General features: G+C 40.8%; 8 protein-coding genes. 5 read left to right on the forward strand and 3 right to left on the reverse strand.

Features of this window, described 5'->3' with window-relative positions:
• Positions 1-80 precede the first annotated feature (80 nt).
• From nrdF to nrdH, 3 genes are all read right to left on the reverse strand, one after another.
• Entirely contained in the window at positions 81-1,043 is a 963-nt protein-coding gene (gene nrdF / locus HMPREF8571_RS06920; RefSeq protein ID WP_000451379.1) for a class 1b ribonucleoside-diphosphate reductase subunit beta, read from the reverse strand.
• A 194-nt stretch (positions 1,044-1,237) separates the two neighbouring features.
• Positions 1,238-3,397 carry a class 1b ribonucleoside-diphosphate reductase subunit alpha gene (gene nrdE, locus HMPREF8571_RS06925; protein WP_000523264.1) on the reverse strand — a complete coding sequence of 720 codons (2,160 nt, stop codon included), beginning with the start codon at positions 3,395-3,397 and terminating at the stop codon, positions 1,238-1,240.
• 80 nt (positions 3,398-3,477) lie between these two features.
• Entirely contained in the window at positions 3,478-3,696 is a 219-nt protein-coding gene (nrdH, locus tag HMPREF8571_RS06930; protein ID WP_000259240.1) for a glutaredoxin-like protein NrdH, read from the reverse strand.
• Between the two features lie 362 nt (positions 3,697-4,058).
• Between nrdH and HMPREF8571_RS06935 the strand changes: the two genes are divergently transcribed.
• From HMPREF8571_RS06935 to HMPREF8571_RS06955, 5 genes are all read left to right on the forward strand, one after another.
• Entirely contained in the window at positions 4,059-4,322 is a 264-nt protein-coding gene (locus tag HMPREF8571_RS06935) for a phosphocarrier protein HPr (RefSeq protein WP_000146948.1), read from the forward strand.
• 5 nt (positions 4,323-4,327) lie between these two features.
• Entirely contained in the window at positions 4,328-6,061 is a 1,734-nt protein-coding gene (ptsP, locus tag HMPREF8571_RS06940) for a phosphoenolpyruvate--protein phosphotransferase (RefSeq protein WP_000138129.1), read from the forward strand.
• A gap of 245 nt (positions 6,062-6,306) precedes the next feature.
• Entirely contained in the window at positions 6,307-8,844 is a 2,538-nt protein-coding gene (locus HMPREF8571_RS06945) for a pneumococcal-type histidine triad protein (RefSeq protein WP_000700237.1), read from the forward strand.
• Between the two features lie 196 nt (positions 8,845-9,040).
• The gene (locus HMPREF8571_RS06950) at positions 9,041-9,958 is read left to right on the forward strand and encodes a metal ABC transporter substrate-binding protein (RefSeq protein ID WP_000747435.1); all 918 of its coding nucleotides are present in this window, start codon (positions 9,041-9,043) and stop codon (positions 9,956-9,958) included.
• A gap of 7 nt (positions 9,959-9,965) precedes the next feature.
• Positions 9,966-13,019: a pneumococcal-type histidine triad protein gene (locus tag HMPREF8571_RS06955; protein ID WP_000694275.1), complete on the forward strand. Its 3,054-nt coding sequence runs from the start codon at positions 9,966-9,968 to the stop codon at positions 13,017-13,019.

Genomic DNA, 13,019 nt, shown 5'->3' on the forward strand with positions numbered 1-13,019 from the left:
AAAAAAACAAAATAAAACAATAAAACAAAAATATCATGGTTGTTTTAAACAAACCATGATATTTTGAATGATTGGCCAAATTAGTCCAAACCGTAGTTGTAATCCTCGTCTTGCATGGCTTCAACTTCACCAAGGAGGTAACCATTTCCGACTTGAGAGAAGAAGTCGTGGTTGGAAGTTCCTGTTGAAATACCGTTCATGACGATTGGGTTGACATCATCTGCTGAGTCTGGGAAGAGTGGATCTTGTCCTAGGTTCATAAGGGCCTTATTGGCATTGTAACGAAGGAAGGTTTTGACTTCCTCAGTCCAACCAACACCGTCATAGAGACTTTCTGTATAGCCCTCTTCGTTTTCGTAGAGAGTGTAGAGCAGGTCGTACATCCATTCTTTGAGTTTTTCTTGCTCTTCTTCAGGTAATTCATTGAAACCAAGTTGGAATTTGTAACCGATGTAGGTTCCGTGAACAGACTCATCACGGATAATCAACTTGATAATTTCCGCAACATTGGCCAGTTTGTTGTTACCGAGATAGTAGAGGGGTGTAAAGAAACCAGAGTAGAAGAGGAAGGTTTCAAGGAAAACGCTGGCAACCTTCTTTTCAAGAGGCGTACCATTGAGGTAGATTTCGTTGATAATTTCAGCTTTTCTTTGAAGGTAAGGGTTGGTGTTGGTCCATTCAAAGATTTCTTCAATTTCAGCCTTGGTGTTCAAGGTTGAAAAGATAGAAGAGTAAGATTTTGCGTGGACAGATTCCATAAACTGGATGTTGTTGAAAACAGCTTCCTCATGCGGTGTACGGATGTCAGAACGAAGAGCCTGAACCCCTGTTTCTGATTGCATGGTATCAAGAAGCGTTAAACCACCAAAGACTTTTCCTACCAAGTCTTTTTCCTTGTTTGATAGTTTTCTCCAGTCGTCAAGGTCATTTGACAAGGGGATACGAGTGTCGAGCCAGAATTGCTCCGTCAGCTTTTCCCAAGTTGATTTGTCGATGACATCTTCGATGGCATTCCAGTTAATGGCTTTGTAGTAAGTTTCCATTTGAAATCTCTTTCTGTATGTAATAATGCGATTGTCGAATCTTCTCTATTTTATCATAGTCTGAGAAGAGTATCGCACAAAAAGTCGGAAGACCGACTTTTCATTTTTCCTAGTATTTTAGATACTTGTCAAGTTTTTTTCTGGTGGGTAACTTAATCAGTAGTCTGAGAAAATGTGGTTGCCTCAGATAAAAATTAAATCACACAGCTTTCACATTGGTTAGCACCAACTTCTCCACCATCATCAGTAAAGGTACGGACGTAGTAGATAGACTTGATGCCCTTGTTAAAGGCATAGTTACGAAGGATAGATAGGTCACGTGTCGTTTGTTTATTTTCCTTCTTCCATTCGTAAAGACCTTTTGGAATGTCGCTACGCATGAAGAGAGTGAGTGAAAGCCCTTGGTCCACGTGCTCTGTCGCAGCAGCGTAAACATCAATCACCTTACGCATATCCATATCATAAGCAGAAGTGTAGTAAGGGATAGTATCTGTTGACAAACCAGCAGCTGGATAGTAGATCTTACCGATTTTCTTCTCTTGGCGTTCTTCAATACGTTGTGTAATCGGGTGGATAGAAGCAGAAACATCGTTGATGTAGCTGATCGAACCATTTGGAGCAACAGCTAGACGGTTTTGGTGATAAAGACCATTTGCTTGAACCTTTTCTCGAAGTTCAGCCCAGTCAGCTGCAGTTGGGATAAAGACATCTCTAAAGAGTTCTTTAACACGGTCTGATTTTGGAACAAATTCGCCTGTCACATACTTGTCGAAGTAGCTTCCGTTAGCATAGTCTGATTTTTCAAAGTTGTGGAAGGTGATACCACGTTCACGCGCGATGTTATTAGATTCTACCAAGGTCCAGTAATTCATAAGCATAAAGTAGATGCTTGTAAATTCAACTGACTCAGCTGATCCATATTCGATCAGTTGTTGGGCAAGGTAGCTGTGAAGTCCCATGGCACCAAGACCAAAGGTGTGAGCCAAACTGTTTCCGTGGTCGATAGTAGGAACAGCTACGATGTGCGAACTATCCGTAACGAAAGTCAAAGCACGAACCATAGCGCGAATAGAACGACCAAAGTCAGGTGAAGTCATCATGTTGACCACGTTGGTTGAACCAAGGTTACATGATACGTCTGTTCCCATTTGAAGGAATTCTTGAGCATCGTTGATCAAGCTTGGTTCTTGAACTTGAAGGATCTCAGAACACAAGTTACTCATGATAATCTTTCCATCAACAGGATTTGCACGGTTAGCTGTATCAATGTTGACTACATAAGGGTATCCAGATTCTTGTTGCAATTTAGAGATTTCCGTTTCCAAATCACGCGCCTTGATTTTTGTCTTGCGGATATTTGGATTTGCTACTAATTCATCATATTTTTCAGTGATGTCGATATAGTTGAATGGCACACCGTACTCAAGCTCTACAGAGTAAGGGCTGAAGAGGTACATTTCTTCATTTTTACGAGCCAATTCGTAGAATTTATCTGGTACCACAACTCCAAGTGAGAGGGTCTTCACACGAACTTTTTCATCGGCATTTTCTTTCTTAGTGGAAAGGAAGGCGATGATATCTGGGTGAAAGACGTTGAGATATACTACACCAGCCCCTTGACGTTGCCCCAATTGGTTAGAGTAAGAGAAACTGTCTTCGAAGAGTTTCATAACTGGAACGACACCAGAAGCGGCTCCTTCATAACCTTTGATAGGTGCACCCGCTTCACGAAGGTTGCTGAGGGTAATTCCCACACCACCCCCGATACGAGAAAGTTGAAGGGCAGAGTTGATAGAACGTCCGATAGAGTTCATATCATCCGTCACTTGGATCAAGAAGCAAGATACCAATTCTCCACGACGAGCACGTCCAGCATTCAAGAAGGAAGGAGTAGCAGGTTGGTAGCGTTGGTGGATGATTTCATTGGCAATATCAATCGCAACGGCTTCATTACCGTCTGCGAAATAGAGTGCGTTAAAGAAGACGCGGTCTTCCATGCTTTCAAGATAGTATTCCCCATCGTTAGTCTTCAAGGCATATTGATTGTAAAACTTATAGGCAGCCATGAAAGACTTGAATTGGAAGTTTTGGTCTTTAATAAATTGAGACAATTCTTCCAAGAATTCTGGGCGGTATTTTTTGATAAATGCTGTTTCAATGTAGTTGTGTTCAATGAGGTAGTCGATTTTATCAGTAATTGAATCAAAAACCATGGTATTTGGAACCACATTTTCTTTAAAGAAAGCATCCAAGGCTTCCTTATCTTTATGAAGCATGATTTGTCCATTGACAGGACGGTTGATTTCGTTATTGAGACGGAAGTATGTTACGTCCTCAAGATGTTTTAATCCCATAAAATTTCCTTTATCTAATTACAAAAGAAAGGCCTCTAAGTTAGCCCTAGAAGCAATCTCTTCTGGATGATGTACTAAGATTATGCTAATTGTTTCAGTTTTCCTGGTTGGAAGCCTGAAAAGACTTCAGTTGGTGTTTGGATAACAGGAGCAGCGCTGAAACCGAGCTCTTTAACTTGATCGATGTACTCTGGTTGCTCGTCGAGATTGATCTCACGATAAGCGACATTGTTGCTGTCCAAGAAACGTTTGGTCATCTTACATTGGACACAGTTGTTTTTAGAATAAACGGTTACCATTTTCGTAACTCCTCTTTCAAAATAGATTACTTTCTTAGTATATCAGAAAAAAAAACTTTGTCAAACTTTTTAAACTAAATCTTGTGCTAAAAAGTTACAGTTTCAAAAACAAAGCACAATATATAGTGTTTTGTCATAGTGTAAAATTGGGTTTTCATTGAACTATCAAAGTTTATCAAAACAAAAAAACTATATACTGTATATTGGTAAGATAAATAGAAGATTTTCAGCAAGTTATCTGAAAGGAAATAGAAGAAAGTCCATAAAACACTTGAAAAATAATCTAGAAGGTGATATAATACAGTCTTGTAAGGGTTATCACATATAATCCAAAAAAGAAATAACTAAAGGAGAGTCAAACTATGGCTTCTAAAGATTTCCACGTAGTGGCAGAAACAGGTATTCACGCACGTCCAGCAACATTGTTGGTTCAAACAGCTAGCAAATTTGCTTCAGATATCACTCTTGAATACAAAGGTAAATCAGTAAACCTTAAATCTATCATGGGTGTTATGAGTCTTGGTGTTGGCCAAGGTGCTGACGTTACAATTTCAGCTGAAGGTGCAGATGCTGACGACGCAATTGCTGCTATCACTGAAACTATGGAAAAAGAAGGATTGGCATAAGGAAAATGACAGAAATGCTTAAAGGAATCGCAGCATCTGACGGTGTTGCAGTTGCAAAAGCATATCTACTCGTTCAACCGGATTTGTCATTTGAGACTATTACAGTCGAAGATACAAACGCAGAAGAAGCTCGCCTTGATGCCGCTCTACAGGCATCACAAGACGAGCTTTCTGTTATTCGCGAGAAAGCAGTAGGTACGCTCGGTGAAGAAGCAGCTCAAGTTTTTGACGCTCACTTAATGGTTCTTGCTGACCCAGAAATGATCAGCCAAATCAAGGAAACAATCCGTGCCAAGAAAGTGAATGCAGAAGCGGGTCTGAAAGAAGTAACAGACATGTTTATCACTATCTTTGAAGGCATGGAAGACAACCCATACATGCAAGAACGCGCTGCGGATATCCGCGACGTGACAAAACGTGTATTGGCAAACCTCCTTGGTAAAAAATTGCCAAACCCAGCTTCTATCAATGAAGAAGTAATCGTGATTGCACATGACTTGACTCCTTCTGATACAGCTCAATTGGACAAAAACTTTGTAAAAGCTTTTGTAACCAACATTGGTGGACGTACAAGCCACTCAGCTATCATGGCGCGTACGCTTGAAATTGCAGCAGTATTGGGTACAAACAACATCACTGAAATCGTTAAAGACGGTGACATTCTCGCTGTTAACGGTATCACAGGTGAGGTTATTATCAACCCAACTGATGAGCAAGCGGCTGAATTCAAGGCTGCTGGTGAAGCTTATGCGAAGCAAAAAGCTGAATGGGCGCTCTTGAAAGACGCTAAAACAGTAACTGCTGATGGTAAACACTTTGAATTGGCTGCCAATATTGGTACTCCAAAAGACGTTGAAGGTGTCAATGACAACGGTGCTGAAGCTGTTGGTCTTTACCGTACAGAGTTCTTGTACATGGATTCTCAAGACTTCCCAACAGAAGACGAGCAGTACGAAGCATACAAGGCTGTACTTGAAGGAATGAACGGTAAACCTGTTGTCGTTCGTACAATGGATATCGGTGGAGATAAGGAACTTCCTTACTTCGATATGCCTCACGAAATGAACCCATTCCTTGGATTCCGTGCTCTTCGTATCTCTATCTCTGAGACTGGAGATGCTATGTTCCGCACACAAATCCGTGCCCTTCTTCGTGCGTCTGTTCACGGTCAATTGCGTATCATGTTCCCAATGGTTGCGCTCTTGAAAGAATTCCGTGCAGCGAAAGCAGTCTTTGACGAAGAAAAGGCAAACCTTCTTGCTGAAGGTGTTGCAGTTGCAGATAATATCCAAGTTGGTATCATGATCGAGATTCCTGCAGCAGCTATGCTTGCAGACCAATTTGCCAAAGAAGTTGACTTCTTCTCAATTGGTACAAACGACTTGATCCAATACACAATGGCAGCAGACCGTATGAACGAGCAAGTTTCATACCTTTACCAACCATACAACCCATCAATCCTACGCTTGATCAACAATGTGATCAAAGCAGCTCACGCTGAAGGTAAATGGGCTGGTATGTGTGGTGAGATGGCTGGTGACCAACAAGCTGTTCCACTTCTTGTCGGAATGGGCTTGGATGAGTTCTCTATGTCAGCAACATCTGTACTTCGTACACGTAGCTTGATGAAGAAACTCGATACAGCTAAGATGGAAGAGTATGCAAACCGTGCACTTACAGAATGCTCAACAATGGAAGAAGTTCTTGAACTTCAAAAAGAATACGTTAATTTTGATTAATCAAAAAGTCCTTGCAACCCAGTTGCAGGGATTTTTTTAAATAATTTTCAAGAAAATCTTTTTTATATAAAGTCCATTCTAGAGAAAGTAGCGGTGAAGAATAAAAAATACTTAACTGGTTCATAAAATTCTTGACAAGTTGCAAATTTAGGAGTAAACTATTAACCAGTTAATTAATAGAGAGGAGTTTCTGCAATTTAGAAATGAATTGCAAATAGAAATATTAAAAAAGAAAGAGAGTTTCGATGAAAATTAATAAAAAATACCTAGCTGGTTCTGCGGCAGCTTTAATTTTAAGTGTTTGTTCTTACGAGTTGGGACTGTATCAAGCCAGAACAGTCAAAGAAAATAATCGTGTTTCCTATATAGATGGAAAACAGGCTGCGCAAAAAACAGAGAATCTGACTCCTGATGAGGTTAGCAAGAAAGAAGGCATCAATGCGGAGCAAATCGTCATCAAGATAACAGACCAAGGCTATGTCACTTCACATGGCGACCACTATCATTATTACAATGGTAAGGTTCCTTATGATGCGATTTTTAGTGAAGAATTACTCATGAAAGATTCAAACTATAAGCTAAAAGATGAGGATATTGTCAATGAGGTTAAGGGTGGATATGTTATCAAGGTAGATGGAAAATACTATGTTTACCTTAAGGATGCTGCCCACGCGGATAATGTCCGTACAAAAGAAGAAATCAATCGACAAAAACAAGAGCATAGTCAGCATCGTGAAGGAGGAACTTCAGCAAACGATGGTGCGGTAGCCTTGGCGCGTTCACAGGGACGCTACACCACAGATGATGGTTATATCTTTAATGCCTCTGATATCATAGAAGATACAGGTGATGCCTATATCGTTCCTCATGGTGACCATTACCATTACATTCCTAAGAGCGAGTTATCAGCTAGCGAATTGGCTGCAGCAGAAGCCTTTCTATCTGGTAGAAGTGGCCAATCAAATACGCCTACTTATCGCCGTAGCAATAACAACAGTGCTAGCAGCGATGTAGATAGATGGACCCCATCCTATAATAACCAAAGCAACAGCTATACGAACAGGAACACAGCTAACAACAGTAGCGACGATAACCAAGCAAGTCAGAGTGATGAGGATATTGATAGCCTTCTGAAACAACTTTACGCCTTGCCGCTCAGCCAACGACACGTAGAATCTGATGGCCTTGTCTTCGACCCAGCACAGATTACAAGTCGAACAGCTAGAGGAGTTGCTATGCCTCATGGGAACCATTACCATTTCATCCCTTATTCACAGATGTCTGAATTGGAAGAACGAATCGCTCGTATTATTCCTCTACAGTACAGTTCGAACCATAGGGTGCCGGATTCAAGACCAGAAGAACCAAGTCCACAACCGACTCCGGAACCTAGTCCAAGCCCGCAGCCTGCACCAAATCCTCAACCAGCTCCAAGCAATCCAATTGACGAAAAATTGGTTAAACAGGCGATTCGAAAAGTAGCTGATGGCTATGTATTTGAGGAGAATGGAATCTCACGTTATACTCCTGCAAAGGAACTTTCAGCAGAAACAGCAGCAGCCATTGATAGTAAACTGGCCAAGCAAGAAAGTTTAACTCATAAACTCGGAGCTAAGAAAACCAACCTCCCATCTGGTGATCGAGGATTTTACAATAAGGCTTATGATTTACTAGCAAGAGTTCATCAAGACTTACTTGATAATAAAGGACGCCAAGCTGATTTTGACGCTTTGGATAAACTGTTGGAACGTCTCAATGATGCTTCAAGTGATAAAGTCAAGTTGGTGGATGATATCCTGGCCTTTCTAGCACCGATTCGTCATCCAGAACGTTTAGGAAAACCAAATGCGCAAATTGCCTACACTGATGATGAGATTCAAGTAGCCAAGTTGGCAGGTAAGTATACAACAGAAGACGGTTATATCTTTGATCCTCGTGATATCACAAGAGATGAGGGGGATGCTTATGTAACTCCTCATATGACCCACAGTCATTGGATTAAGAAAGATAGTTTGTCTGAAGCTGAAAGAGCGGCAGCCCAGGCTTATGCTAAAGAGAAAGGTTTAACGCCTCCTTCGACAGACCATCAGAATTCAGGAAATACTGAGGCTAAGGGAGCAGAAGCTATCTACAAGCGCGTGAAAGCAGCTAAGAAGGTACCGCTTGATCGTATGCCTTACAATCTTCAACATACTGTGGAAGTCAAAAACGGAAGCTTGATTATTCCTCATTATGACCATTACCATAACATCAAATTTGAGTGGTTTGACGAAGGTCTTTATGAGGCACCTAAGGGGTATAGTCTAGAAGATCTCTTTGCGACTGTGAAGTACTATGTTGAACATCCAAACGAACGTCCGCATTCAGATAGTGGTTGGGGCAATGCAAGTGACCATGTTCAAAGAAACCAAAATGGTCAAGCTGATACCAATCAAACGGAAAAACCATCAGAGGAGAAACCTCGGACAGACAAACCTGAGGAAGAAAAGCCTCGCGAAGAGAAGCCTCAAAGTGAGAAACCAGAATCTCCAAAACCAACTGAGGAACCGGAAGAAGAATCACCAGAGGAACCAGAAGAACCTCAGGTCGAGACTGAAAAGGTTGAAGCGAAGTTGAGAGAGGCTGAAGATTTACTTGGAAAAATCCAGGATCCAATTATCAAGTCTAATGCCAAAGAAACTCTCACGGGATTAAAGAATAACTTGCTATTTGGCGCCCAAGACAACAATACTATTATGGCTGAAGCTGAAAAATTATTGGCTTTGTTAAGGGAGAGTAAGTAGTCGTAGCAACATTTTCTAACTCCTAAAAACAGGATAGGAGAGCTAGAAAAGATAAAATCGAAAAATGAGAGCAGAATGTGAGTTCTAGTTCTCATTTTTTTCATGAAAATGTGCAAAATAACTTGACATATAATGTAAATAAAGATAAACTATTTACTAGTTAATTAAATGGTTAAATACTAGTTAAGGAGTAATGATGAAAAAAAGAACGATCCTATTATTGATGGCCAGTTTGTTGGCTCTTGTCTTAGGAGCATGTAGTCAAAAAGAAAAACAAGAAGCAAAAGGGATGAAGATTGTCACAAGTTTTTACCCAATCTACGCCATGGTCAAAGAGGTATCAGGTGACTTGAATGATGTTCGGATGATTCAGTCAAGTAGTGGAATTCACTCATATGAACCTTCAGCGAATGACATTGCTGCTATTTATGACGCGGATGTATTTGTCTACCACTCGCATACACTGGAGTCTTGGGCTGGAAGTCTAGATCCTAACTTGAAAAATTCAAAAGTTAAGGTTTTAGAAGCTTCTGAAGGAATGACCTTGGAGCGTGTACCGGGCTTAGAAGATGTAGAAGCTGGTGATGGTATTGATGAAAAAACACTCTACGACCCTCACACTTGGTTAGATCCAGAAAAAGCAGGTGAAGAGGCACAGATTATTGCGGACAAACTTTCGGAGCTTGATAGTGCCAATAAGGAAACTTATCAAAAGAATGCCAAAGACTTTATCGCTAAAGCTCAAGAATTAAGCAAGAAATACCAACCTATTTTTGAAAAAGCAAGTCAAAAGACTTTTGTTACGCAACACACAGCCTTTTCTTACCTGGCTAAACGCTTTGGTTTGAAACAACTTGGTATAGCAGGAATTTCCCCTGAACAAGAGCCGAGTCCGAGACAGTTGACAGAAATCCAAGAATTTGTCAAAACCTACAAGGTTAAAACCATCTTTACTGAGAGCAATGCTTCTTCTAAAGTTGCTGAAACCTTGGTCAAATCAACAGGAGTTAGTCTGAAAACACTGAATCCTTTGGAAGCAGACCCCGAAAATGACAAAACTTACTTAGAAAATTTAGAAGAAAATATAAATGTTCTTGCAGAAGAATTAAAATGAGGAGATTATGAAAATTAAGAAAAAGTATCTTGCGGCGGGATCGGCTTTAGTCCTTTCCCTAAGTCTTTGCATCTATGCATTGAACCAACACCAGGTAGAAGGAAACAAAGATAATAACCGTGTGTCTTATGTTGATGGGAAACAAGACTCTCAAAAAACAGAGACTCAGACACCAGATCAAGTTAGCAAAAAAGAAGATATTCAGGCTGAGCAAATTGTCGTGAAAATCACCGATCAAGGTTATGTGACTTCACATGGTGATCATTTCCATTATTACAATGGTAAAGTTCCTTTTGATGCGATTTTCAGTGAAGAACTTTTGATGAGAGATGCCAATTATCAACTTAAAGACGCTGATATTGTCAATGAAATCAAAGGTGGCTACATTATCAAGGTGGATGGGAAGTATTATGTTTACCTTAAGGATGCGGCACATGCAGATAACGTTCGTACGAAGGACGAAATTGAACGCCAAAAACAAGGTCATACACACGATGCACCAACTTCTAACAGTGCAGTGACATTTGCACGATCACAAGGACGCTATACTACCGATGATGGCTACATCTTTAATCCATCTGATATTATAGAGGATACTGGTGATGCTTATATCGTTCCTCACGGAGGACATTATCACTATATTCCAAAGAGTTCCTTGTCTGCTAGCGAATTAGCAGCTGCTCAAGCCTACCTCTCTGGAAGTAGAAAACAACCGAGTGTGACTGACTATCGTCCAAGTCAAAATGGAACTAGTCAAACCACTAATCCTAGTCAACAAACCGAAACACCAAGCAAACCAGAAGAGAGCCTTCAGAGTCTATTGCAGCAACTTTATGCTCTTCCAAGTAATCAACGTTATGCTGAATCAGATGGCTTGATTTTTGACCCTGCTAAGATTTCAAGCAGAACACCAAGTGGAGTAGCGATTCCTCATGGAAATCACTATCATTTCATTCCATATACAAAGCTTTCTGCTTTGGAAGAAAAGATTGCGCGTATGATTCCTCTTGCTAGCGACAGTGGGAAGCCAGCTCCTTTGGAAAAACCAAGCAAACCAGTAGAACATCCTGGGCAGCAAGACCATCATCATGACCAAGACGGTGAACACGGAAGTCAGGGGACCAACCATGGAGATCATGACCACGATGGAGAGAACCATGACCATCATCATGACGAAGAACATGATCATGGTTTTGCAGCTGACCGTGTCATCAGTGAGGATGAGCAAGGATTTGTAGTTTCTCACGGAGATCACGCTCATTATTTCTTTAAGAAGGACTTGACTGCAGCTCAAATCAAAGCTGCCCAAAACCACTTGAAAGAAAATCATCAGTCTGAGCCTGTTCAACCACTTGCCAAGACTGTGGAAAGTTTCTCAAGAGATGCGAGCGATGAAGAAAAAATCAAGTATATCTCACAGACATACGGAGTACCGCTCGAAGCGATTCGTATTTCAAATGGATTCTTTGTATTTGGAAATCCGGATCAAGCCTATGATCCTACTCATATTCACCCGTATGCTGTTCGTAAGGAACGTGTTCGTATTCCGCTGCAGACAGGTGACCCTGAACTTGATTTCTTAAATGAACTTTTTACAACTGCTTTACGTGACAATGTATCTCCTTATAGTTTGCAAGTAGAGAATGGTAGCTTTGTGATTCCTCATGGTGATCACAATCACTACATTAAGGTTCAGACAAAGGGCTATGAAGTAGCCTTAAAGAACAAGATTCCTACCTTACAATCAAGCTATCAGCCTGGTGCATTTGATGAACAAACTGTTCTTTCTAAAGTTGATCAACTGTTAGCGGATAGCAGAAGTCTCTACAAAGACCAACCAATCATGCAAAGACGGGTTGAACTTGCTTTGGGGCAATTTACTGAAAACATGAAAAAACTGGCGACCAACTCAACCGCTGGTTACCTAGCGGCCTTGGATCTCTTTGATAAGCAATATATCCATGTGGATCAAAGTGTGGCACCAGTTGAAACATCACCTTTGGACAAGAAATACCAAGCCCTTGTAGATAAGATCAATACACTGGATACAGATACTTATGGCTTGCCTAAGAAAGATCTTTTGGTACATTTGCAGGAAGCAAAACTAGCACAGGATGAGACAGAGTTGGCTGCCATTGAAGCGAAATTGCAGGCCTTGCAAGATTTCCGCGATCGTACAGGAGTCACAACAGTAGAGTACATCAAGTATTTCTATGAACATGTATCTGATGGTCGTTTGAGAGAAGAACTTCGGAACCGTGTTGCCAAGTTGACTTGGGAACTTTACCAGTCACAATCTTTTCTCAAAGCAACCGACTTGAACAAGTTATTCCCAACTATTTACCAAACTAAGCTAGAAGTAGAAGAAGCTCTCAAAGAAGAACCCGTTTCTACAAAAGCTGGTAAGACTATTCTAGATACGGAAAAAGTAGATAGTCAAACTGCTAAGACAGCTATCTATGAATTCCTAAAAGAACTCTACGGTGATTTTATGCCAGAAGAGCGGGTTAGCCATGTCAAGAAGGAAGAAGTGGATGCTCTCCTATCAAAAGTTGTTCAACTTCTGGCGAGTGTCAAAGAAGACGGTGTCAAACAATCCCTAGCTGAAGAAGTAGCTAATATCAAAGCAGCTACTGAAAAGGAAAATGCAGACTTTGATGAAGCCAAAACACAACTTGAGGATCTATTAAATCGTATTGCGGCGACTATCCAACGAGAGAAAAAAGAAGCAGAACAAGATCCACAAACAGTGATTATCTACCAAAAACTCTATAATATCTTGCTCTCTCTTCACAAGTACTTAGAGGATAACAAAGGATCTGATGCTGACTTTGAACGTGTTGATGCCCTATTTGATCAACTCGCAGCTAAAAGTAGTGATAAAGAAGGTCTCCTCACTCTAGCTAAAGAAATCATTAGCTTGAACCAGGAACTCCGTTCAAAAGCAAGTGAAACTGCAGACCAATCTAAGTCTGAGAAAGACAGTGAAACAGCTGCTTCTCAACCAACAGAAAAGCAAGCGCAAAGTGAGTCTGAGCCAAGTGCTCAACCAAACGAATAA

Source organism: Streptococcus mitis ATCC 6249 (assembly GCF_000146585.1).
In the GTDB taxonomy this organism is placed as follows: domain Bacteria; phylum Bacillota; class Bacilli; order Lactobacillales; family Streptococcaceae; genus Streptococcus; species Streptococcus mitis_AZ.